General features: G+C 40.3%; 26 protein-coding genes. 25 read left to right on the plus strand and 1 reads right to left on the minus strand.

The genetic code is table 11. The annotated features are described in order from the left end of the window. Window positions 1–380: 380 nt before the first annotated feature. The 22 genes from ACTNBR_RS14375 (at window position 381) to ACTNBR_RS14480 (ending at window position 17461) form a co-directional block, all read left to right on the plus strand. Window positions 381–608 (plus strand): hypothetical protein, encoded by a 228-nt coding sequence (locus tag ACTNBR_RS14375; protein ID WP_008705329.1) that lies wholly within the window; start codon window positions 381–383, stop codon window positions 606–608. Next, window positions 601–819 (plus strand): hypothetical protein, encoded by a 219-nt coding sequence (locus tag ACTNBR_RS14380; protein WP_008393122.1) that lies wholly within the window; start codon window positions 601–603, stop codon window positions 817–819. Before ACTNBR_RS14375 ends, ACTNBR_RS14380 begins: the two co-directional genes overlap by 8 nt. Beyond that, a complete protein-coding gene (locus ACTNBR_RS14385) occupies window positions 816–1013 on the plus strand; it encodes a hypothetical protein (RefSeq protein WP_024853999.1) in 198 nt (65 codons plus the stop codon). Before ACTNBR_RS14380 ends, ACTNBR_RS14385 begins: the two co-directional genes overlap by 4 nt. 2 nt (window positions 1014–1015) lie before the next feature. Then, complete coding sequence (locus ACTNBR_RS14390; RefSeq protein WP_024854000.1) at window positions 1016–2095, plus strand: site-specific integrase; 1080 nt, start codon at window positions 1016–1018, stop codon at window positions 2093–2095. Between the two features lie 3 nt (window positions 2096–2098). Further along, window positions 2099–2491, plus strand: a complete 393-nt coding sequence (locus ACTNBR_RS14395) for a plasmid mobilization protein (RefSeq protein ID WP_044925303.1) — start codon at window positions 2099–2101, stop codon at window positions 2489–2491. Beyond that, on the plus strand, window positions 2463–3269 hold the full coding sequence (locus tag ACTNBR_RS14400) for a ParA family protein (protein ID WP_026650281.1): 807 nt from the start codon (window positions 2463–2465) through the stop codon (window positions 3267–3269). Before ACTNBR_RS14395 ends, ACTNBR_RS14400 begins: the two co-directional genes overlap by 29 nt. Before the next feature lie 238 nt (window positions 3270–3507). Then, window positions 3508–3918 (plus strand): single-stranded DNA-binding protein, encoded by a 411-nt coding sequence (locus tag ACTNBR_RS14405; RefSeq protein WP_049946959.1) that lies wholly within the window; start codon window positions 3508–3510, stop codon window positions 3916–3918. Window positions 3919–3931: 13 nt separating this feature from the next. Beyond that, a complete protein-coding gene (locus ACTNBR_RS14410) occupies window positions 3932–4381 on the plus strand; it encodes a hypothetical protein (protein ID WP_026650179.1) in 450 nt (149 codons plus the stop codon). After that, complete coding sequence (locus ACTNBR_RS14415) at window positions 4350–5102, plus strand: phage antirepressor KilAC domain-containing protein (RefSeq protein WP_226852932.1); 753 nt, start codon at window positions 4350–4352, stop codon at window positions 5100–5102. Before ACTNBR_RS14410 ends, ACTNBR_RS14415 begins: the two co-directional genes overlap by 32 nt. Window positions 5103–5172: 70 nt before the next feature. Beyond that, window positions 5173–5664 (plus strand): PcfB family protein, encoded by a 492-nt coding sequence (locus ACTNBR_RS14420; protein ID WP_026650181.1) that lies wholly within the window; start codon window positions 5173–5175, stop codon window positions 5662–5664. Window positions 5665–5687: 23 nt separating this feature from the next. Beyond that, window positions 5688–7004 carry a type IV secretory system conjugative DNA transfer family protein gene (locus tag ACTNBR_RS14425; protein ID WP_441018884.1) on the plus strand — a complete coding sequence of 439 codons (1317 nt, stop codon included), beginning with the start codon at window positions 5688–5690 and terminating at the stop codon, window positions 7002–7004. Window positions 7005–7193: 189 nt separating this feature from the next. Further along, window positions 7194–9068 carry a recombinase family protein gene (locus tag ACTNBR_RS14430; RefSeq protein ID WP_441018861.1) on the plus strand — a complete coding sequence of 625 codons (1875 nt, stop codon included), beginning with the start codon at window positions 7194–7196 and terminating at the stop codon, window positions 9066–9068. Further along, complete coding sequence (locus ACTNBR_RS14435; protein WP_441018863.1) at window positions 9065–9448, plus strand: TnpV protein; 384 nt, start codon at window positions 9065–9067, stop codon at window positions 9446–9448. Before ACTNBR_RS14430 ends, ACTNBR_RS14435 begins: the two co-directional genes overlap by 4 nt. Before the next feature lie 10 nt (window positions 9449–9458). Continuing rightward, window positions 9459–9647 carry a hypothetical protein gene (locus ACTNBR_RS14440; protein WP_441018865.1) on the plus strand — a complete coding sequence of 63 codons (189 nt, stop codon included), beginning with the start codon at window positions 9459–9461 and terminating at the stop codon, window positions 9645–9647. A 15-nt stretch (window positions 9648–9662) separates the two neighbouring features. Continuing rightward, the gene (locus ACTNBR_RS14445) at window positions 9663–9956 is read left to right on the plus strand and encodes a hypothetical protein (RefSeq protein WP_441018867.1); all 294 of its coding nucleotides are present in this window, start codon (window positions 9663–9665) and stop codon (window positions 9954–9956) included. A gap of 25 nt (window positions 9957–9981) precedes the next feature. After that, window positions 9982–10263: a hypothetical protein gene (locus tag ACTNBR_RS14450; protein WP_117739484.1), complete on the plus strand. Its 282-nt coding sequence runs from the start codon at window positions 9982–9984 to the stop codon at window positions 10261–10263. After that, the gene (locus tag ACTNBR_RS14455) at window positions 10260–10565 is read left to right on the plus strand and encodes a hypothetical protein (RefSeq protein ID WP_441018869.1); all 306 of its coding nucleotides are present in this window, start codon (window positions 10260–10262) and stop codon (window positions 10563–10565) included. Before ACTNBR_RS14450 ends, ACTNBR_RS14455 begins: the two co-directional genes overlap by 4 nt. A gap of 187 nt (window positions 10566–10752) precedes the next feature. Next, window positions 10753–11421 (plus strand): hypothetical protein, encoded by a 669-nt coding sequence (locus ACTNBR_RS14460; protein WP_441018871.1) that lies wholly within the window; start codon window positions 10753–10755, stop codon window positions 11419–11421. Window positions 11422–11434: 13 nt separating this feature from the next. Then, on the plus strand, window positions 11435–13567 hold the full coding sequence (locus ACTNBR_RS14465) for a DUF4839 domain-containing protein (RefSeq protein WP_441018873.1): 2133 nt from the start codon (window positions 11435–11437) through the stop codon (window positions 13565–13567). Window positions 13568–14151: 584 nt separating this feature from the next. Beyond that, a complete protein-coding gene (locus tag ACTNBR_RS14470) occupies window positions 14152–15396 on the plus strand; it encodes a serine/arginine repetitive matrix protein 2 (RefSeq protein ID WP_441018875.1) in 1245 nt (414 codons plus the stop codon). 102 nt (window positions 15397–15498) lie between these two features. Beyond that, window positions 15499–16251 (plus strand): CHC2 zinc finger domain-containing protein, encoded by a 753-nt coding sequence (locus ACTNBR_RS14475; protein WP_441018877.1) that lies wholly within the window; start codon window positions 15499–15501, stop codon window positions 16249–16251. Then, the gene (locus tag ACTNBR_RS14480; RefSeq protein WP_441018886.1) at window positions 16202–17461 is read left to right on the plus strand and encodes a VapE domain-containing protein; all 1260 of its coding nucleotides are present in this window, start codon (window positions 16202–16204) and stop codon (window positions 17459–17461) included. The genes ACTNBR_RS14475 and ACTNBR_RS14480 overlap by 50 nt, the downstream gene beginning before the upstream one ends. Window positions 17462–17903: 442 nt before the next feature. Here ACTNBR_RS14480 and ACTNBR_RS14485 read toward each other — a convergent pair whose 3' ends face one another. Then, complete coding sequence (locus tag ACTNBR_RS14485; RefSeq protein ID WP_441018879.1) at window positions 17904–18083, minus strand: hypothetical protein; 180 nt, start codon at window positions 18081–18083, stop codon at window positions 17904–17906. A gap of 161 nt (window positions 18084–18244) precedes the next feature. Here ACTNBR_RS14485 and ACTNBR_RS14490 point away from each other — a divergent pair, with 161 nt between their 5' ends. The 3 genes from ACTNBR_RS14490 to ACTNBR_RS14500 all read left to right on the plus strand — a co-directional run bounded on the left by ACTNBR_RS14490 (window position 18245) and on the right by ACTNBR_RS14500 (window position 21752). Next, the gene (locus ACTNBR_RS14490) at window positions 18245–18436 is read left to right on the plus strand and encodes a transposon-encoded TnpW family protein (protein ID WP_441018880.1); all 192 of its coding nucleotides are present in this window, start codon (window positions 18245–18247) and stop codon (window positions 18434–18436) included. A gap of 238 nt (window positions 18437–18674) precedes the next feature. Next, window positions 18675–18818, plus strand: coding sequence for a hypothetical protein (locus tag ACTNBR_RS14495; RefSeq protein WP_441018882.1), 144 nt, complete (start codon window positions 18675–18677; stop codon window positions 18816–18818). A gap of 12 nt (window positions 18819–18830) precedes the next feature. Next, window positions 18831–21752 carry a hypothetical protein gene (locus ACTNBR_RS14500; protein ID WP_242857146.1) on the plus strand — a complete coding sequence of 974 codons (2922 nt, stop codon included), beginning with the start codon at window positions 18831–18833 and terminating at the stop codon, window positions 21750–21752. The last annotated feature ends 33 nt before the right edge of the window (window positions 21753–21785 follow it).

The following is a 21785-nucleotide window of genomic DNA, read 5'->3' on the forward strand; positions in this document are numbered from 1 at the left end:
CGTTGGTACGGCACATAAGCAGGGATACAATGCTTACGAAGCAATCAAAAATGCGATCTCAGGCCACCCTGATTTCATCTTTGAATAAGGGTGGTTCTGAATAGTTACAAAATTAGAGTAAATATGAAGAACAGTTTGTTTTGATTGAAGTGATTTTCGTCAAGGCAGACTGTTTTTTTGTTGCCTGCATTTAGAAAACAGATACCACAGAAAGGTTCTTTACTTTCGATGAGCTTAAACTCCATGACACAGTAATCACACTGATGGAGAATTAAAAAACAAGAAAATTTGATAAATTTCGGAAAATGATGTCCGATTTTGCATCTGCCAGTACAGAGTATATGAAGAGATAAATATTCAAAACACAGGAGGTACTGATTATGCAGAATAAATTATTTTTAAAGGCAGCCGATATATGTGAACTTCTGGAAGTAAAACAGACATCGGCTTATGAAATCATCGGAAATCTGAACAAGGAACTGGAAGAACAGGGCTACCTGACGCTTAGAGGAAAAGTTCCGACAAAGTATTTTGTGAAGCGTTTCTACGGAGTAGAAGATACTTGTGAGATTCCACAGGAAGAGGGAAAGGAATGGTTTCATGCGTAAGAGAAAAATGTATTTATCAGTGGAAGACATTGCAGAACTCTTTGGATTATCAGTTTCGTTTGCTTACCGGGTAGTGGAAAGAATGAATGCCGATCTGGCAAGCAAGAACTATTATGTGATTCTCGGTCGGGTGCCAACCCGCTATGTAGAGGACAAGATCTATGGTCTGGAACATGTTGAGCAGTATTTGAAGGAGGATAAAGCGGTATGAGTATGATGCAGGAAAAAATGTATATGGATGTGGATGATGTGTGTGCAATTCTTGGAGTTTCAAAAACTTATGCATATAGTCTGATGCGAGAATACAACAAAGAATTGAAGGCAAAAGGCTATATTGTAGTAGCTGGAAAAATCTCTACGAAATTCCTGGCAGAAAAGATTTATGGCATGAAAGTCGAGGATTAGCAATGGGGGTTTACAAAGAAGGAAAAAACTGGAAAGTACAGGTCTATTACAAAGACTGGCAGGGAAATCGGAAAAGAAAACAGAAAAGAGGATTCAGGACCAAGGGTGAAGCTAAGGAATGGGAAAGAGATTTCCTGCAACAGCAGAGCCAGGGTGTGGATATTGAATTTGGAAATTTTCTGGAGATTTATTACAAAGATATGGATGTCCGTCTCAGAGAAAACACTATGTACACGAAGCGATATATTATTGACCTGAAAATCAAGCCTTATTTTGAAAAGAAGATTCTCAGTGAAATTACGGTGGCAGACGTCCGTGCATGGCAGAATGAGTTGCTGACGTATAAGGATAAGAATGGAAAAGGATATTCTCCTACTTATCTGAAAACAGTGAACTGCCAGCTGACTGCAATCTTCAATTATGCAATGCGGTATTATAACCTGCAGGATAATCCCTGCAGGAAGGCAGGAGCGATTGGCAAGAGTAAAGGAGAACCGAAGGACTTCTGGATGCAGGAAGAGTTCAATGCTTTTCTGGAGACAGTAAGTGATAAGCCGGAGACAAGAATGGCGTTTCTTTTGTTGTACTGGACCGGAATGCGTATCGGTGAATTGCTTGCACTTACTTATAATGACATCAATCTTGAAGAGAAAACCATATCAATCAATAAATCTTATCAGAGACTGAAAGGAAAGGATATGATCACGCAGCCGAAAACTCCAAAGAGTATCCGTGTGATTACGATGCCGGATTTTCTTGCAGAGGAATTTCGGGAGTATTGCAGTCATTTGTATGGAATTATGAAAAAGGAAAGACTTTTTCGGTTTACCAAATCGCATATGGAACATTGTATGGCTACCGGAATCGAGCGGTCTGGTGTAAAGCGGATACGACTTCATGATCTCCGCCATTCCCATGCCAGTATGCTGGTTGATATGGGGGTGGCTCCATTGGAGATTGCAGAACGCCTTGGACATGAAAAGGTGGAAACCACGTTGAACACTTATTCACATCTGTATCCGTCTACACAGAGTAAATTAGCAGGTTTGCTAGATAAGAAACATGAGGAAGAGGAGGAATAAGCGATGGCTGGTGACAGACATGGAAAACACAACACAACGACCATTTCTTTTCGGGTGAATTCTTATGAAAAAGCAACAATTGAAGAACGAGTGAAAGTGAGCGGAATGAAAAAACAGGATTATATCGTCCGATCATGCATTTACAATCATGTATGTGTTGTTGGAAAGAAAGAAACAATTGAGATTATCCGGTCAGAAATGAAGGAAATGAGTTTGGTTTTGGAGGATGTGGCAAAAGATTTGAAGTCTGAAAAACCAGTTATTTCAGAACCGGTTCTTGATAGTATGACAGAACGGTATCTTGCATTTTTGGAAGCAGCATTATGGATGCTGAAAGGTTCAAGTTATTTATGGGAGGATAAAAAGGATGGAAGAGAAAGTAATGAAGGATTGTAAAGTGCTGGCATTGTGTTCACAAAAAGGCGGGGTTGGCAAGACAACAAGTTGCGTGAATCTGGCAGTCGGACTTGCAAAAGCAGGGAAGAAAGTGCTTGTGATTGACAATGATCCGCAGGGAAGTATGACAGCAAGTCTTGGGTATCATAACCCAGATGAATTACCAATCACACTGGCTACTATTCTGACAAAGATTGTAGAAGATGAACTATTTGAAAATACACTGGGAATTTTACATCACCAGGAAGGAATTGATTTGATTCCGGCAAACATCGAACTCTCTGGAATGGAAGTTTCACTTGTAAATATTATGAGCAGGGAACTTGTCTTAAAACAATATATAGAAAGAATGAGAGAAGAATACGACTATATATTGATTGACTGTATGCCATCACTTGGAATGCTGACGATCAATGCACTTGCCAGTGTCGATGCAGTTATTATACCTGTCCAGGCGGCTTATCTTCCTGTAAAGGGTCTAGAACAGCTGATACGGACGATAGGAAAGGTGCGAAGACAGCTTAACAAACAACTGAAAATTGGAGGTATATTGATCACAATGGTGGATAACCGAACGAACTATGCAAGAGATATATCTGATCTGATTTTTGATACATATGGAAACCAGATTAAGATTTTTCCACAGAGTATTCCATTTTCAGTACGAGCAGCTGAAATCAGTGCGGAAGGGATCAGCATATTTGAGCATGATCCAAAAGGAAAAGTAGCGGCTGCATATTGGCAGATGACACAGGAGGTGCTTTTGGATGAAAGGTAGAAGTGCATCGAAGATAAAACTGACATATCTGGAATGATAACGATCAGATGTATATGTACAGACAAAGCCCAAATGTGAATACTTAGATTTTCTTATTTATATTACAGGAGAAATCCTGTAGCAAGTGGGGAATGGTTCGAATCCATTCCTCATTTTTTCGTGCAGAAAATGCACAGATTATTATCCTGTTTGAAATACCAGGGAAGGGTGTTGCAGGAAGAAAGGGAGGACAAAAAGAATGAATACGATTGTTTTAATGGGTAGACTTGCCAGAGATCCAGAAACTAAGCTGACATCTACGCAAAAGGGACAAACCAAAGTATCTAGGTTTCCACTGGTAGTAAAAAGAAATCGCACAAGCAAAGCATTTGTAGTGATGATCACAGCTTATGGAAATAATGCAGAATTTGTGGAGAAATATCTTGAAAAAGGAATTAAGATTGCTCTTTCCGGAGAGTTGGTAATCTCTCAGATCAAAGATGAACAGACTGGAACTGCATCCTATTATACCGAAGTCATTATGGATAATGTAGAGTTTGCAGAAGCCAAAACAAAAAAAGAAGAATCTGACGGATTTCAACCAGCAGAGAAGAGGAAGATTCCATTCGATATACCAGAAGAACTTGAACAAGAAATGCCATTTCGATAGGAGGACAAGATTTATGAGAAAATACTTTTTAGAATTATTTGCAATAGGATTGGTTGATTCAGAAGGAAGAATCAATACAGAACATATGACAAGTGATGCGCTTATGACTGCCATGAAAACAATGGAAGAGCTGACGCAAATGAAAATGGATCGTTTGGTTTTGGAAACAACAATGGAGATGATCTTATGTATGTTTGAGTCATGTGACACAGAGGAATTTACAGAAATATTAGGCAAGCTGCTTGGCGGAAAGCAGACTTCTAAAGTGACAGCTCATTTGGAAGCACTGGAGGAATTGTTGACAGAAGAGGAATATAGTAGTTTCCTTGCAGAATATCTTGGTTATTTAACCGTGAATGTAGCAGAGTTTATTAGGAGCACAATCATTGAAAATGGTTTGATGTTACTTGCCGGTTCAGGAGGAGAAGAGGATGGAGAAGAGGATGGAGAAGACGGATTATAAAATCACAGAGTTTCACAATTCGGAGTTTGGTTCCATCCGTATGATTGAAGATGGAGGCAGACTTTTATTTTCTGGAATTGATGTAGCATTTGCTTTGGGATATGCAAAACCAAGAAATGCGATAAATGTTCATTGCAAGGGGGCTCTGAAACGGGGCGTCCTTACATCAGGTGGGGTACAGCCAATGATTTTTATTCCAGAGGGAGATGTATATCGGCTGATTACAAAAAGTCGTTTAAAGTCAGCACAGAATTTTGAGAAGTGGGTATTTGATGAGGTACTTCCGGCTATTAGGAAAACAGGCGGATATTTAGAGACCGATCTTTTAGACAGGGTAAAAGATAACCCGGAACTTCTTTTGGAATTTGCCGAGAGACTTTTGGCAGAAAACAATCGAAATCGAGAATTGCAAAATCGTGTAAAGGATATGCAGCCAAAAGCAGATTATTATGATCATTTCATGATTACAGGAGAATGCACCAATATTCGAACGACGGCAAAAGAGATTGAATTTCCAGAAAGAAAATTTGTGAAACTTCTTTTAAATAGAGGATTTCTATATAGGAGTCCATCCGGCACGCTGTTACCCTATGCGGTGGAGAAGAACAATGATCTGTTTATTGTAAAAGACTATTTTAACAATGGACATCTTGGTTCACAGACATTGGTTACACCAAAAGGAAAAGAATTTTTTAAAGCGTTGTGTGCGGAGGAAGAGTAAAGAATGAAGGAGGTGGTTGCCATGATTACAGATCTGGACAGCAGTTAAATCGCTGAAAGGAGGGAAAATCATGCAGGAAGAGGTAACTCAGAAAACGGTCACGTTCTGCATTCGGACTACCAAAGTAACAGCAGATTTATTGAAAAAGGTTCTTGCTGCTTATCTGCGTCATCAGAAGCAGAAATCGGTAGAGAAGAAAGCGAAGAAGAATCAGCCGAAACAGGGAAAGGTCACGGTAAAAGAGCTGGCAAAACAAAATGCCGGGATGGTCAATATCGAGATCACAAATAAGAATATCAAGTCCTTTGAACGTTATGCCAGAAAATACGGGATCAATTATGCTTTGAAAAAAGATAAGAGTAAAGATCCACCGATGTATCTGGTGTTTTTTAAAGGACGTGATCAGGATGCCCTCAATGCTGCTTTCCGTGAGTTTTCCCAGAAACAGATTCAAAAAGCGAATAAGCCTTCTATTCACAAGCGTCTTGCAACTTACAGAGCAATGATGCCAAAGAAATCGAAGGACAAAGTAAAGAACCGGCATCAGGAGCAGAGCCGATGAAAAAGCAAATCGGTAAAAATCTGATGCAAAAATGGAAGAATAAGATCAGGGTCAGGCTGTCCGCCCTGGATAAAAAGAAACTGGTTCTTACCAATATCCCATATATCTTAACTGCTTTTTATACAAATCGGGCATCATTTCTTTACAGAAACAGTCTGGGAGAAGATATTGGGAACAAGCTATTATATGCGATGGAACATGCAGACAGGATTCTTACTGGATTGCAGCCAAGTTTTAACTGGCGTGATATGCTGACAGGAATTGTAGCAGCTGTCATTCTGAAATTACTGGTATGGCAGAAACAGTCAGATGCAAAGAAACTCCGGAAAGGAATCGAGTATGGTTCAGCCAGATGGGGAAACGCTGAGGATATTAAACCTTATATGTCGGAAGATCCCTGGATGAATATTCCATTAACAGCAACAGAAGCATTGACTATGGAAAGTAGACCTAAACAGCCAAAGTATGCAAGAAATAAAAATATAGTGGTCATTGGCGGCAGTGGTTCCGGAAAAACTCGATTTTTCGTTAAGCCGTCAGTCATGCAGATGAACTGTTCCATGGTCATTACAGATCCGAAAGGCACTCTGATCGAGGAATGCGGGAAGATGTTAGCAAAGGGACCACCTAAGAAAGATAAGAATGGAAATATTATGAAAGATAAATCAGGAAAAGTGGTACACGAACCATATGTGATTAAGGTTCTGAATACTATCAACTTTTCCAAATCGCTTCATTACAATCCATTTGCTTATATACGGTCTGAAAAAGATATCCTGAAGCTGGTTACAACAATTATTGTTAATACCAAAGGCGAAGGGGAAAAAGCTTCCGAAGATTTTTGGGTGAAAGCAGAGAAGCTGTTGTACACGGCATTGATTGCTTTTATCTGGTATGAAGGAGATGAAGAGGAAAAGAATCTGAATACCCTTCTGGATCTTTTGAATGAAAGCGAAACCCGTGAAGAGGATGAAACTTACCAGAATCCAGTGGATATGATGTTCCAGGAACTGGAAGAAAGAGATCCGCAGCACTTTGCGGTCAGACAGTATAAAAAATACAAAATGGCGGCTGGTGTTATAAGCTTGAAGAGACTTCTTAATCATTATTTTTTAAGAAATTGGAGCTCCAAGATGATTAAAAAGTCTCTTGAGGCTTATTTTTTGCCCAAAACACAAAATTGTACTTTTTTAAAAACATTCTCAAAGGATGGCAACATTTTGCCTCGCCAGTCTGGATATAGTGTAAGGAATTTTTCAAACCGACACAAAAATCCAGAGAAATTTAAAAAAGTTACGTTACTACCTTGTAAAACAGCGTCCGAAAGATGGGTTAAGTGAGAGGAACTTTTTTGAAGATCCTTACACGAACCTTGACAACGGAGCAGCCTGCCCATAGTGATACCAGATTTGAATATGCATCCAGCGTGTCTTTTCTGGCAAATACGTCCCGGAAACATCGGAACCCGGTACAGGAACGGATATGGAATGAAAACAGGCAATGAAAAACGAAAGGAAGGAGGAAAACGGATGCAGGAGAAACTTACCGCATTGTATGAGCGTCTCAGCCATGATGATGACCTTATGGGCGAGAGCAACAGTATATCGAACCAGAAGCAGATGCTTTCAGAATATGCAGAATCCCATGGGCTTACCCCGTATATCCATTTTACGGATGATGGAATATCCGGTACAAGGTTTGACCGCCCGGGATTTGTCAGCATGATGGATGCCATCAAAGCCGGGCGGATCGGGACGGTAATCATAAAGGATATGAGCCGGTTGGGACGTGATTATCTGATGGTCGGTCAGATTCAGGAAATGCTGCGACAGAAGCAGGTCAGGCTGATTGCTATCAATGATGGTCATGACAGTCTGAATGGGGATGATGATTTTCTTCCTTTCCGAAACATTATGAATGAGTGGTATGCGAAAGACACGAGCAAAAAGATCCGGTCTACCTTTAAGGCAAAAGGCAATTCCGGGAAGCACGTTGCAAGCACCACACCATACGGATATCTGAAAGACCCGGAAAATAAGGAGCACTGGATCGTGGATGAAGAGGCTGCACAGGTTGTCCGCAGGATCTTCCAGATGACGATGGACGGATATGGTCCTTACCAGATTGCAAAGAAGCTGAAAGAAGATCAGGTGGAGATCCCGGCAGTACACATGGCAAGGCATGGGGCAGGATTATGGCAGGGAAGAGTGGACGAGATCAAAGACCCCTATGCGTGGGGTTCGTCTACAGTGGCGGGGATCCTGAAAAAGCGGGAATATCTTGGTCACACTGTTAATTTCAAGACCAGAAAGCATTTTAAGGACAAAAAGAGCCATTATGTGTCCGAAGATAACTGGACAGTATTTGAGGACACACAGGAAGCGATCATTGATCAGGAAACCTTTGATAATGTCCAGAGGATCCGGAAGAATGTCCGCAGATACCCGGGCGGATGGGGAGAAGCACATCCATTGACCGGGCTGATGTATTGTGCGGATTGCGGGGCAAAAATGTATGTGCACCGGGTGAATAATGGGAAAAGAATCCCTCAATATACCTGTTCTGCATATAGCAAAGTTCCGGTTGGAACTCTCTGCCCGACACAGCACAGGATCAATGCGGATATTGTGATGGAGCTGATAAAAGACCTGCTGAAAGCTATCGCAGAATATTCCCATTTGAACCGGGAAGAGTTCATTGAGACAGTGAAGACAACACAGAGTTCCCAGCAGTCCAGTGAAATCGTGAGGCTGAAAAACAGGCTGGCAGAAGCGAAAAAGCGTCTGCAGGAACTGGAAAAACTGATCTGCCGGATATATGAAGATAATATCCTCGGTAAGCTGCCGGATGAACGTTATGCAGTCCTTGATGGGCAGTATTCCAAAGAACAGAAAGAACTGACAACGGAAATCACAGGATTGGAAGCAGAGATTGCCGGATATGAAAATGGCAGACGTTCAGCGGAAAGATTTATTGCACTGGTGGACAAATACCAGAATTTTGATGAACTGACCACTTATATGCTCAATGAGTTCGTGGAAAAGATTCTGGTGCATGAGAGGGACAGGAAAGGTAGCCAGCAGACCACACAGGAGATCGAGATTTATTTTAATTTTGTGGGAAGGTATCTTCCACCTCATTTTGGGGAAGTCCAGCTGACACCGGAAGAGGAAGAAGAATTACGGAAGCGGGAAGCCAGAAAGGACAGGCTGCACCAGAATTACCTGAGGCGGAAGGCAAATGGCAAGCAGAAAGAATATGAAGACAAAGTAAAAGAAAAAAGGAAAGCCGAGATCGAGGCAAAGAAGGAAGCAATCCGGCAGGAAGATATTGCGAAAGGCGTGTATGTTCCAGTGTCGATGCTTCCGGCTGCAGAACCAAGGAAAGGGGTGGCAAATGCATGAAAGAATTAAAACCGATGGTACATGATGAAAAGAACGGACTGGATTATATCCTTGTGGGAGATTATTATATCCCGCTGATCCGTGTGGCGGAAGAAACCAGAGATATTGGTTTCTATGGAAGCCTCCGCAGGAATTATCTGAAAGACTACAAGCAGGCATTGTATTCCCAGCTTATGCTGACCGGGAAGCTCTGGTCGTATCTGGCTGACCTGAATGAAATCTGCGTGGAACGCAGGGACACCATGATGGATCAGATTATGGAAGCGGAGGGTGTCACAGAGGAATTAAAGGGAAGGGATCAGATGGAATGGCTCCGCAGGGTAAATAACATCCGCAACAGAGTGGATGAAGTAATCCTGACAGAACTCGTCTATGTATAGGGGGATGCTTATGAGATACCGGATTGAATACGCAGATGGTCGGTGTTGTAATTTCGCCAACAGCCGGAAAGACCTTCTGGAATGGCTGAAACTCTTAAAGGATGAAGAGATTACAGATATTCGGAAAATCTACAAAAACGGTGTGACAGATTCCGTACTTGAGAAGTATCGAAACTATGTGAACAGAAATGCCGAATAGGAAGGAGAAGACAGGATGAAAGCCATACATTTTATTTTTAAAATCATGTTCCTGCCTGTGATGGTTGCTCTGGGAGTCATAAGACTGTTTGCGGAGTTCCTTACAGGAATATCAGCAGTCATCTTCCGGGTAATTGCAGGAATCTTTCTTCTGACCGCCCTGCTAAGCTATGGCTTGGGGCTGGAAAGTTCCGGGGAATGCCTGAAAATGGTATTGGCTGGCTTCCTGTTTTATCTCCTGCCATGTACGGTTGAAATTGTGATTGCGGGAATCGTCTTTTTAGAAGAATGGATTCGCTCTTTTACGTAGGAAGAGGGCAGAAAGGGACACGATTATGAAAAGAGAATTAGTGGAAAGCTACTTCGACTGGAATGAGATCAGGCTTGAGGCATATTTACGGATTGATCCTCAGCTGATTGAACTGGAAGGGGAATGCGAGAAAACGATGGATGAATTAAAGCCATACATTGAGAAATATGGTCATGAATTCTGGACGATCATTGATCGGATCATATCGGCAAGACACGCAGTAGAAGCGTATATCAGCCGGGAAATGTATATTCGGGGGTTTCTGGATTATGAACGTCTGGTGTGTGAGATAGAAAGGGATGTATGAAGGTGAAAGAGGAAGCATTAATGGAATTTGTGGATTTTATCATTCAGGAACGAATGCAGAAAGCGTTCAGCGAGATGAAAGCAGGAAAAGAGCCGGGGCGAGAAGATGAGATTGAACGGAAGTATCAGGAGGCGGTTGCACTGCTTCCAGCGGATAAGGAACAGGCAGTCCGGGAATATTGCGATGCTATTTTTGATAGTGGGGCAGAAGCCGAGCAGTTCTTTTATAGGTTGGGGTTGAGGGATGGGATTCGATTGAAGAAAACTATAAAAACAATTGTTAAAGAAGTTGTGAATACATGAAATATACAAAGGATTAATAATCTGTTGAAGTTCTAATGAGTAAATGATATAGTATTAATGGTATACTATGGGCATTTTATTGAACTTTTTATGAAAAACAAGATGATTCACTTAATTTATACAGAGTAATACAAAAGTTCTTGGATGACCACATGGAAAAGTGTGAATATCTTAAAGGGAGGATAGTATGGCTATCAAATTTGTATCTGTGAAGTGCCCCGAATGCGGAGCTACCCTTGATGTTGAGGAAGGGAGAAAACAATTATTCTGTTCTTATTGTGGAACAAAAGTGATGATTGATAACGATAATGAATATATTTATCGACATATTGATGAGGCAGGAATTAAACAGGCTGAAGCAGATAAACTGATCCGATTAAAGGAATTAGAATTAGAGGAAAAAGAGAATGAAAAAAGTCGCAAAGGTCGTTATCTTGCATTTGCAATCGCAGGTGGTTTAGCTGCGATTGGTGCTTTATCTGAATTTATTGCTCCTGAAAATCTATTTGGTATGGGGGCAATTGTTGTTGCTATGTGGATTGCGCTTTTTGCGGTTATCAATGGAGATGATAAAAAAAAGAAAAAGGCAAGAAGGATAATCTCATCTAATGAAGTTCAGATTTCAGAAAAAATGCAGGATTATGAAGAAAAAAACTATAACAGTGTAGTTGCGTTATATAAAGCTGCAGGATTTACAAATATTAATATTGTTCCCCTCTGTGATTTAAATATTTTTACTTCAAAGAAAAATGGTCAGGTGGAAGATATTACAATTGACGGGGACAGTGACTTTGATGAGGGAGATGTTTTCTCGAAATTGTCTAATGTCACTATTACATACCATTCTATGAAATAGGAAGGGAAAAATTATGAAGTGTTCAAAGTGCGGAGCTATATTAGCAGATGATGTGTTATTCTGTCGAGAATGTGGAGCAAAAATAGAAAAGAAAAAAAGATTTTGTCGAGAATGCGGTTCAGAACTTGCAGATGGAGTAAAGTTCTGTTCCAACTGCGGAGCAAAGGTCAATTTCATGGAGGACATTGAAATTAATACAACATCGTCTCAAGCATCAACGACTGAAGAAATCCATGTTGGAGATTCGGAGCGTGGGGTGGAGAATTATGAAGAATCACAGACATCCGTAGAGACAGAAAATGTATCTGATGAAGAGAATATCAGCTATGTTTACAGTAGTATTCCTCAAAATAAGAAAACTCAAAATAGTTCTTTGAATTCAAAATCTATTGGGGATAAAATTAAGTCAAAAGCACATGATAAGTGGAACAATCTTGATCATTTTTGTAAAATTGCTACAGTGGGAATGGGAGTTGCAATTATACTACTCTTAATTGCTATTTTTTCACATAGAGGTCTTCCAATTCTTGTATCAATCCTTCAGATTGGAGGATTGGTAGTAGCAACGCTATTGCATAAAGGAATTATTAAGAGTCAAAAGAGTTGGTTAAAATATGTGGTATTGGTAGCGGCAATTTCATTTACTGTCCTGAATATCATGAGTTATTCGGCAGGAAAATCTAAGGCAGTTACTACACCAACGACAGACAACCCTACTCAGTCGTCGCAAAACGAAGAAAGCGAACCAACAGAAATACCAGTTGTTGAAACTAATTATACTATCGAAAAAGGAACACAGTATGCATTCATGTCCGATGAGTGGAATGTTTATATTGCCACTGCTATATCAGATTCTATTGTTAAGATTGAGCACTGGGATAAAACAATGGCTAACACCAAGAAAATGTCATACAGTGAAGATATTGGAAGTTACAAAATTAATGACAGCGAAAATGGATTTTCTTGGATAGATGATGAACACATGGCATTTACACTTATTTTCCAGGATAAAAATAACAGTCGTGTTAAGAAACCGGAATCTCATGTTTTTACTATTAATGTTAGCGATAGTGATGTATGCAAAGGGACGGATTATGATGAAAAAATCGCCTGCTACTCATATACCAATGATGACTGGCATATGTATCGAGCAATTCCCCTTTCAGATCATTTGATTAAGATTGAGTGTTGGTCAAGAACCAGTTCTCTTGATAAGTTCCTCTTTGGATGGGATTGGTGTGTAATTGACACTAATAATACAGATACTGATTTTGAATGGACAGATGAAGAACATACAGCTTTTACAATCACAACAAAGGATCCTGATAATAGTTCCTACTGGAAGAAAGATGAATTTGTTGTATTTGAGTTAGAAAATGAGGGATACAAATATCCTGATGTAATTACATATCTGGGACGTCAGGCAGTTGGAGACGATGAAGCAAAGGTTCCAGATTCAGCATCGGGTTATAAGTATGAGGACTATAAAGACGTACAGGATAGTCTTTCCTCTGCAGGCTTCACCAATATCAAGACGGAAATCCTTTATGATATTGTGTTGGGATGGACAGATGAGGGAGAAGTTGAAAGTGTTTCTATTAATGGACGCACTGATTATGAAAAAGGAGAAGTGTTTAAACGAGATGCTCCTATAATCATTACCTATCATATGAAAGAAGAGGATGATCCGAGTAAACCTGAAGAGAGTAAAAACTCTGAGCCGACAAATAATAAAACAACCGAAAAATCGGACAGTAAAGAAACTTCTTTGGAGAACCTTACAGTAGATAATTGTCCAGAGCTTGCATCTATGCTTTCAAACAAAGCAGAAATAGATGAATCCTATTCTTCTTTTGCAACTAAATATAAAGGTAGAATTATTGAATTTGATGGAAGAATAGATTATTGTGCAAAACATGAAAATTATAATACAAGATTTGATTATCTTGTAAGTTCTGGTGATTATAATCCAGATCATCAAGTAGGTCCATCTTTCAAATTTGAAGATGTGAATTACTATGATTTGAACACAGATCTGGATACTGTAAGTGTAGGGTTAAATGTTCATATTGTTGCAGAAGTTAGATCTTTTGATAGTAATAGTGGACTTTTCTATTTAGAACCAGTTTCAGTAACAGGAAGATAATAATTGAATAATGCGTAACCCAAAGGGCATCAACCGTAAAAAAGTTGGTGCTTTTTGTTTTGTTCATTAATGCTCAGAGAGGATGAAAAGAAAAACTGAATATGACCGGTAAGGTCAAATATGAGAGCCGATGCGAGTGGACTTTTTTCCAAAAAGTGACAAAGTGTCGGCTCTTATTTTTTGAGAAAATCCGACTTGAGGATTTTTGAAAAAACGGGCGAGATGGAAATTCCGACAGATGGGACAGTGTCGGAAATTTCATTTTGTCCGGCGGGTGTGCAGAGGGCGAAGCCCTTTGTGCAGGGAATGCAAAGGGGCGGCAGCTCCATGCTGGGGTTAAGGGGCAAAGCCCATTATCGGGTCAAGGGTGAAACGCCTTGCCCAGTGATTTGATGCCTGCGTCAAGTCGTACTGGGTATTATCTGGCGAATTGTGTTACCAAAAATCATTTTCGGGAATGACCGCCACATGAAAAAAGCTTGTGAAACGCAAGAGGCAGATAATGGAAAGACCACAGAGGAGGGCAGAATGGGAAAAAAGAAAAATGAAAAAATGCAGAATTGATGAAAGGGGGAATCAGAAGAATGAGAGCTACAAGGCATAATGGCAGATCGGGGAAACATGGTGTTTATAATCCAAAGCACAATGACAGAAAATTCGATATTGCCAACAGCGAGCATATTGATGCGGAGAGGGAAAAGCAGAATATCTATTGGGACTGTTACCGGGGATATGTCCAGAATCCTTCGGATGAGACACTTAGGAATTGGGGAGCGGTCGAGCCGGAGGCAAGTTTTCATGATATTGAGAAGATGTATTATGAAGATCATTACAGCGATTTTATAAAAGGGCAGAATGCCAGAAATGAGAAAAACCGTCACCCGGAAAGAAACCGGACAACGGAAGATCTGCTGAAAAATAAAATGACCTGTCCGGAAGAAACGATATTCCAGATAGGAAAGGAAGGGGAGCATATATCGGGAGAACAGCTTTTTCATATTGCGGATTCTTTTATGAAAAGGTTCGAGGGGATGTTTGGAGACCATGTGCATATTTTGGATTTTGCACTCCACATGGATGAGACTACTCCCCATATCCATGAACGTCACGTGTTTGACTGTGAGAATAAATATGGGGAACTGTGTCCGCAACAGGAAAAGGCATTGGAATCACTTGGCATTCCTCTTCCTGATCCAGATAAGCCCAGAGGAAGAAACAACAACCGGAAGATGACTTTTGATCTGATCTGCAGGAACCTTCTGTTTGATGTTTGCAGACAGTATGGGCTGGATATCGAGGAAGTGCCGGAATATGGCGGAAAGAAGTATCTGGAAAAGCAGGAGTTTATCATACAGGCACAAAAAGAAAAGATTGCCCGGCAGGAACAGATGATAAAGGAACAGGAAGAGAAAATTATGGATAATGAAACCCTGATCGATGAAGTGTCGGAGATTGCTTATGACAAGGCGGTGGAAGTCGTTACGGAAAAAGTAAGGGCACAGACACAGGAAGAGGATATCAGGCTTCTGGATCAGCTTTGCAATAACATTGTCCAGAATCCAAATAATTCTGATAAGGCAAAAACAATTACCAAAAATGTGATTAAGATGGCGAAAGATAAATTACGGAATGCAGCAAATGCAGTTATTGAAAAAGTGCAGAAAACTCTTCAGGAGCCAGAGGTCAGAAAAGCAAATACGGAACAGATCAAGAAGAAGGCAAGGACGAGTGTCCTTGAAAAACTGGCTGACAATAAAAAGCGGGTCGCAGAAGAAAATGCTGCCAGAAGAAAAACAAAAACGAAATATCATGACAGGGATTCCCTGTAAAGAGCATTTTGATTTATTCAGTTTTGGATAAAAGTCAGGATGCTCTTTTTTTATTTTGAACCCGGTCATATCTGAACGGGTTGGAAAGGAAGTGGATAAAAAATGAATGTGTTTGAAGAAGTAAAGCAGAATGTGACGGTCAGGCAGGCTGCGGAGCTTTATGGATTTAAGCCCAACAGGAGCGGATTGATCCGGTGCATCTTTCATAATGACAGTACACCGAGCATGAAAGTAGACCGCAGATATTACTGTTTTGGGTGTGGATGTACCGGGGATGTGATTGATTTTACAGCGCATCTCTTCGGACTAAAATCCAGAGAGGCTGCTTTGAAGCTGGCAGATGATTTTGGGATTCCCTATGGGAACAGGGCAAGGGATTCTCCCAAAATTGGGAAAAAGTCTCTGGTGAAAGAAAAAGGGAAGACACCAGAAACAGACTGGAAAACAGGATGCGACAGACTTACAAAAGCATATCTGGATTACCGCTCACTGCTTCTGGAATGGAAAGAATGTTATGCACCCAAAACACCAGAGGAAGAATGGGACGGGCATTTTGTTACCGCATTGAGGAAGCTGAGTATCGTTGAATACTATCTGGATATTCTTCTGTTCGGTGATGAAGAGGATAAGAAAATGCTCGTCAAGGAAAAAGGAAAGGAGGTGGAAAAGATTGAGCGAGAATGTAAAGGAGCAGGACGCTTTGCAGGTGATGGAGCAGATGGCGGATGTGGATGCCATAAGGGAGATCCGATCCCATCTGGCGGTGACAAATCAGGGAACCGTCAAAGGGACGATGCAGAATTATATGATCGTGCTTCGGGAAGATCCGCTCCTGAAAGGGAGCCTGAGATTTAATCTCCTGAACCAGAGGATCGATATCGTAAGGAAACTCTGGTGGAATGATGGAATCATTTCTATGACAGATGCTGCCAGAGATTTCTTTTATCTGTATTTTGAACAGTTTTATAGTCTGGGCAATGAGAAAAACATGGATAAAGCACTGAGGGCGGAAGCAAACAGCAAACAGTATCATCCGATCTGTGAATACCTGAACCGCTTAGAGTGGGATGGCACAGAACGTATCCGTTATGTATTGAAACGGTATATGGGGGCAGATGATTCGGATATGGTCTATGAATGCCTGAAGCATTTTATGATGGAAGCACTGCTCCGTATTTTTAAGCCGGGGTGTAAGGCAGATGAAATGCTCTGCCTTGTAGGAACACAGGGGGCAGGAAAATCTACATTTTTCCGGTTTCTGGCTATTAAGGATGAGTGGTTTTCAGATGACTTGAGGGATTTGGGAGATAAAAAGATTTATGAAAAGCTCAGGGGTCACTGGATCATGGAAATGTCGGAGATGATTGCTGCGATCAGTGCAAAAAGCAATGAAGAGATCAAGTCCTTTTTGAGCCGGCAGAAAGACACATTTCGGAATTCCTATGGGAAATTTGAAGAGGACAGACCGAGGCAATGTCTGTTTGCCGGGACAACCAATACAAAGCAGTTTCTGCCTTTTGACCGTACAGGAGCAAGACGTTTCCTTGTAATCGAGGTCGATTCCTCAAAGGCGGAAAAACATCTTCTTGATAATGAAGAAGAATCGAGGGCATACTTCGACCAGCTTTGGGCGGAAGCAATGGTCATCTTCCATTCCTGCAAGGACAAAGGCAGCCTTCTGAAACTTCCAAAAGAAATGGAGGGGCAGATCATTGAATACCGGAAGCAGTTCATGCAGGAAGATACGATGGCAGGACAGGTTCAGGGATGGCTGGATGGATATGCCGGGACTTATGTCTGCTCCAGACAGATCTGGAAAGAGGCATTTAACCATTATGATGGCGAACCAAAGAAATATGAGACAAATGAGATATGCCAGATCATGGACACACAGATCATTGGATGGAAAAGGGGAGGTTATCATCGTTTCTCAAAAGAAGGATTTGGTACACAGCGGTGCTGGATCAGGGAGGGAAAGGATGAAACAGAGACTGTCAACCAACCGGACAAAGATGGCTTTATAAAACTTACGGAAGGTGAGCAGATGAAGATACCTTTTGATTAGCCTGACAGGGAGAGGATGGTCATAACAGCTGAATTTCCATTTTTTTGACTGTTTGTGTACTGGTTGTTGACATTTTTGTTGACTGGGAAAAGCCTTTAAATATCAGCTTTTTCAGCACATTTCTTAACTGTCAACAAAGATATTAAAAAAAGAAAATATTATTTTGAGTAGGGATGACTTTGATAAAGAGATTATTTTATTAAAAGTTTCAAGTGCCTTGTTGACATTGACGGAGAGACAGAATTCCAGATCGAGATATAGTCCCGGCTGGGATAATAACTGTCCTCTCTCTGTCGGGCAAATGAATTGCAAAAACAGGCAAAAAAGAAAAGACACCCGCATTGAGCGAGTGCCTAAGAAAAAAAGGTGATGTTATAAACAAATTAGTGAGAGGATTCAATACAATAAATAATTGATGTTGAAAATAGTACCGTTGTTTTGATTACTGATGAATATCTTCTTCGTAATCTGGTGTATTATCTGTAAGGACTTCATTTGAAGATGAATCATTGCTTGGAATCATAGCTACTGCAAGACATCCAAATAAAGTCATTAATGTAATACAATGCTCTTTTTTGAAACCTTTGATATTTGATGGTAAATTTTTTAATAATTCTTTCATGTTAGAAATCTCCTCTCGTATTTGTTATTGTTTCACATCAGCACCTCTCTTTCTTTGTTTATGCACCTATTGTAACAGTAGAAAAGACAGAAATAAATGACTATTTTGGCGGAATAGGAAATCTATTTCTTCAAAAATGGCGGAATAGAAAGGAGACGTTTATGGGACAGGTTATGAATCAGAAAACGGAAAGCAATACATTTACAAAAAGGATCGGGCAGACAACCTATGTTGTCCGATTCCATTATAGTGAGAACGCAAGAGAGACGATGCAGGAGAAAATCAACCGGATGCTGGTGAATGAAGTCAATCGTTCGGACTTCATGGAAACAGAGGAAATAATGGATGAGTAACCTAGTGGTTGTAACAACAAAGAACGTTTTCATCAGTATTTTAGCTGTTTTACCCTTGATTTGACACGAAAAAGTGCCTTTTTTGATGAAAAAACTATTGACATTTTGTTTCAGGCAAAACAGCCAAAAGTATTCTTATTTCCTGTGGTGCGAGGCTGGCACCATTTGATATAGCAGAACTTCGTGAGATCATGTCTTATGATGAAATGGAACTGGATAAGATCGGGGACAGGAAAAGATGTTAAAGACATCTGTAGAAGAGCCGGAAAGAATAAAAGACATTGGATATGTGCTTAAGATGGTTACAGATAAGGATATTATACCGGATGAATTCCGTGAACTGTATGAGACTTTTTGTAATACTTTGAAAATCAGAAGATAACGAGGTGATGTCATGTCACAATTTAATATAGATGAAATTGAAAAGCGTACCCTTTCCGGTCTGAAGGATTTTCAAAGAGCGACTGTGGAGAGAGTGGATTATCTGTTCCGGCATAATCAGAATCGTGTGCTTGTAGCAGATGAAGTGGGTATGGGAAAAACTCTTATTGCCAGAGGAGCAATTGTAAAGACAGCAAGACTTAGAATCGAAGAGAAAGATGATCTGTTTAAGGTAATTTATATCTGCTCTAATCAGAACATAGCAAATCAGAATATCAGAAAACTTGATGTAACAGGAAAGAATGCCATCGGCTCAGTATCAGATACCAGACTGTCTATGCAGCATTTAAAGATTACTGAGCAGGAAAATGATCCGCAGATAAAGGAAGGTTTTATACAGCTTATCCCACTTACACCGGAAACATCTTTCCGCATGACCACCGGAGGTGGAAGTGTGCAGGAAAGAGCACTTATGTATGCCATTTTAAGGAGAATGCCGGACTTTAAAGGACATGCAGCTTCTCTTGAAAAATTTATGATAATGGATGCTGTAAAAGCATGGGATGGATGGGCAAAATGGAACTTTGAAAATCGTGTGGCAGAATGCGAAAAGATGACGAAGGGTGTCTATCCACAAAATGTGATAGAAAAAATCCTTAATTATCAGGAGTATGAAAGTATAAGGGACATGCTGCTTAATCATTTGCATGAAAGAAGATACAATAAACAGCTTACATATTCCAATTACTATGTGATGAATAAGCTTCGTGTGATGTTTGCGAGAATCAGTGTATCTATGCTTGAGCCGGATCTGGTAATCATGGATGAGTTTCAGAGATTTAAGTTTCTTTTGTCATCCGATGACAGTGAGCTTGGTATTCTTGCACACAGTTTCCTTAGTGGACATGATACAAGGGTACTTCTGTTGTCGGCTACACCATATAAATTGTATTCTACCCTTGAAGAGATAGATGAAAATCAGATTGATGAGCATTATGCAGAGTTTTTTCAGGTTATGAACTTTCTTTTTGATGATGAAGTCAAAGACATTAAATTCAAGGAAGTGTGGAAGAATTATTCCCATGCTCTAAGTGAGTTGAAGGCAGGGGACAGTGCAATTATCCGTATGAAGGAGCTGGCAGAAAATGCTATGTATCAGGGAGTCAGCAGGACAGAGCGTATATCTGTCATGGATTCCGGTGATTATACGGATGACAGCAGCGTGAAGCATCATTTGCAGATAGATGAAAATGACATAAACTCCTATATACAGATGTCACGATTGCTGTCAAAAACGGATTCAAATCATTCTTTACCGGTAGATTATGCAAAGAGCTGTCCGTATCTTATGTCCTTTATGAAGAAATATAAGATTAAAGAGCAGATTGAAAAATATTATATAAAACATCCTGATGAATTTGGAAGTGAAAGAGAACAAAGTCTCTTGTGGCTGAATCGCAATAAAATCAATAAATATGATGAACTGCCGAAAACCAATGCAAGGCTTGAGGCACTGAAAGAAAAAGCATTTACCGGCGGTGCAGAAAAATATCTGTGGATTCCTCCATCACTGCCATATTATGAGATGCAGGGAGCATATAAAAACAGCAAAGGCTTTTCAAAAATACTTGTATTTTCTGCATGGGAGATGGTTCCACGAATGATAGGTGCGCTTGTTTCCTATGAGGCGGAAAGACTTACAGTTGGAAAACTGGTACATCAGATAAAGAATCAGGATAAGAAGAATACGGGGTATTTTGCGGAAGGTTCGAGACGATACCCGGTGGCAAGGCTCAGGTTTAATGTTTCAAATGGAGAAGTAAGAGGCATGAGCCTGTTTGCACTGCTTTATCCTTCAAAGACACTTTCTGATATGTATTTACCGATTGAGTCATTGAATAATCATGAATCATTAGAAGTAATAGAGAAATCTGTACGGCTGAAACTGAAAGAGAAGCTTGCGATAATCGAAGAAAAGTATGGTGATTCTGGTAACAATAAGGAAGATGCCAGGTGGTATTATCTTGCACCGATGCTCATGGATGGAGTCATCTATGCAAAGCATTGGATAGAGGATATTGTGTGGGAAATGAATACAGACGAAGAGGATACAACATTTGAGGTCAGAAGCAGTTCAAAGGATAAGAGAAATAAGGGCTTTATTGCTCATATTGATAAGCTAAGAAATTATTTGGATGCCCCGGAGGAGATTCATCTTGGAAGAAAGCCGGAGGATCTTCTGGAAACATTGGTAAATATGGTACTGGGTTCGCCAGCAATATGCATTTATCGTTCTAATGGAAGAAGCACAGCCAGAGCAACATCGCTTGCAAAGGTATTTGTCAATAATTTCAATTTGCCGGAGTCAACAGCTATCATTGATCTTGCTTATGGCAGATGCAGGGATGATAATTCCCACTGGCAGAATGTACTTAAATACTGTAAAGATGGCTGTTTTCAGGCAATGATTGATGAATATATCCATATGCTGAAAGAAACAGCAGGTTTTCAGTCGGATGGAAATCAGTATCAGATCGTGCATGACATGATGATGGATTCATTGAAAATACATACAGCCACCTATATCGCTGATACTTATCCTGATTTCAAAAAGCGTATTAATGGAGCTGACAGGAAGAGTGATGGATGTCGAATAAGGTCGAGTTATGCAGTTGGATTTACAAAGGATGCAGGTGATAATTCCAAGGTAGTCATGCGTAAAGAAAATATCAGAAATGCCTTTAACTCACCAATGCGTCCATTTGTGCTTGCCACAACATCAATCGGACAGGAAGGACTGGATTTTCATAATTACTGCCGAGTGATTATGCACTGGAATCTTCCAAGTAATCCCATAGATGTAGGACGGATTTTGCGGACATTCAAAATAAAAAAGAATGTGGAGGTAACAGACAATGGCAAAATCATTATTTGAGGAACTGGGCGGCAAATACGAAAGGCAAGGGGA

Source organism: Bariatricus sp. HCP28S3_F11, assembly GCF_052065395.1.
Classification (GTDB): domain Bacteria; phylum Bacillota; class Clostridia; order Lachnospirales; family Lachnospiraceae; genus Allocoprococcus.

What these genes read in the sequence shown, in the direction of transcription:
- ACTNBR_RS14375 (WP_008705329.1), top strand. Translation starts at nt 381, where the DNA reads ATGCAGAATAAATTATTTTTAAAGGCAGCCGATATATGTGAACTTCTG.
- ACTNBR_RS14380 (WP_008393122.1), top strand. Translation starts at nt 601, where the DNA reads ATGCGTAAGAGAAAAATGTATTTATCAGTGGAAGACATTGCAGAACTC.
- ACTNBR_RS14385 (WP_024853999.1), top strand. Translation starts at nt 816, where the DNA reads ATGAGTATGATGCAGGAAAAAATGTATATGGATGTGGATGATGTGTGT.
- ACTNBR_RS14390 (WP_024854000.1), top strand. Translation starts at nt 1,016, where the DNA reads ATGGGGGTTTACAAAGAAGGAAAAAACTGGAAAGTACAGGTCTATTAC.
- ACTNBR_RS14395 (WP_044925303.1), top strand. Translation starts at nt 2,099, where the DNA reads ATGGCTGGTGACAGACATGGAAAACACAACACAACGACCATTTCTTTT.
- ACTNBR_RS14400 (WP_026650281.1), top strand. Translation starts at nt 2,463, where the DNA reads ATGGAAGAGAAAGTAATGAAGGATTGTAAAGTGCTGGCATTGTGTTCA.
- ACTNBR_RS14405 (WP_049946959.1), top strand. Translation starts at nt 3,508, where the DNA reads ATGAATACGATTGTTTTAATGGGTAGACTTGCCAGAGATCCAGAAACT.
- ACTNBR_RS14410 (WP_026650179.1), top strand. Translation starts at nt 3,932, where the DNA reads ATGAGAAAATACTTTTTAGAATTATTTGCAATAGGATTGGTTGATTCA.
- ACTNBR_RS14415 (WP_226852932.1), top strand. Translation starts at nt 4,350, where the DNA reads ATGGAGAAGAGGATGGAGAAGACGGATTATAAAATCACAGAGTTTCAC.
- ACTNBR_RS14420 (WP_026650181.1), top strand. Translation starts at nt 5,173, where the DNA reads ATGCAGGAAGAGGTAACTCAGAAAACGGTCACGTTCTGCATTCGGACT.
- ACTNBR_RS14425 (WP_441018884.1), top strand. Translation starts at nt 5,688, where the DNA reads ATGCAAAAATGGAAGAATAAGATCAGGGTCAGGCTGTCCGCCCTGGAT.
- ACTNBR_RS14430 (WP_441018861.1), top strand. Translation starts at nt 7,194, where the DNA reads ATGCAGGAGAAACTTACCGCATTGTATGAGCGTCTCAGCCATGATGAT.
- ACTNBR_RS14435 (WP_441018863.1), top strand. Translation starts at nt 9,065, where the DNA reads ATGAAAGAATTAAAACCGATGGTACATGATGAAAAGAACGGACTGGAT.
- ACTNBR_RS14440 (WP_441018865.1), top strand. Translation starts at nt 9,459, where the DNA reads ATGAGATACCGGATTGAATACGCAGATGGTCGGTGTTGTAATTTCGCC.
- ACTNBR_RS14445 (WP_441018867.1), top strand. Translation starts at nt 9,663, where the DNA reads ATGAAAGCCATACATTTTATTTTTAAAATCATGTTCCTGCCTGTGATG.
- ACTNBR_RS14450 (WP_117739484.1), top strand. Translation starts at nt 9,982, where the DNA reads ATGAAAAGAGAATTAGTGGAAAGCTACTTCGACTGGAATGAGATCAGG.
- ACTNBR_RS14455 (WP_441018869.1), top strand. Translation starts at nt 10,260, where the DNA reads ATGAAGGTGAAAGAGGAAGCATTAATGGAATTTGTGGATTTTATCATT.
- ACTNBR_RS14460 (WP_441018871.1), top strand. Translation starts at nt 10,753, where the DNA reads ATGGCTATCAAATTTGTATCTGTGAAGTGCCCCGAATGCGGAGCTACC.
- ACTNBR_RS14465 (WP_441018873.1), top strand. Translation starts at nt 11,435, where the DNA reads ATGAAGTGTTCAAAGTGCGGAGCTATATTAGCAGATGATGTGTTATTC.
- ACTNBR_RS14470 (WP_441018875.1), top strand. Translation starts at nt 14,152, where the DNA reads ATGAGAGCTACAAGGCATAATGGCAGATCGGGGAAACATGGTGTTTAT.
- ACTNBR_RS14475 (WP_441018877.1), top strand. Translation starts at nt 15,499, where the DNA reads ATGAATGTGTTTGAAGAAGTAAAGCAGAATGTGACGGTCAGGCAGGCT.
- ACTNBR_RS14480 (WP_441018886.1), top strand. Translation starts at nt 16,202, where the DNA reads ATGATCGTGCTTCGGGAAGATCCGCTCCTGAAAGGGAGCCTGAGATTT.
- ACTNBR_RS14485 (WP_441018879.1), bottom strand. Translation starts at nt 18,083, where the DNA reads ATGAAAGAATTATTAAAAAATTTACCATCAAATATCAAAGGTTTCAAA.
- ACTNBR_RS14490 (WP_441018880.1), top strand. Translation starts at nt 18,245, where the DNA reads ATGGGACAGGTTATGAATCAGAAAACGGAAAGCAATACATTTACAAAA.
- ACTNBR_RS14495 (WP_441018882.1), top strand. Translation starts at nt 18,675, where the DNA reads ATGTTAAAGACATCTGTAGAAGAGCCGGAAAGAATAAAAGACATTGGA.
- ACTNBR_RS14500 (WP_242857146.1), top strand. Translation starts at nt 18,831, where the DNA reads ATGTCACAATTTAATATAGATGAAATTGAAAAGCGTACCCTTTCCGGT.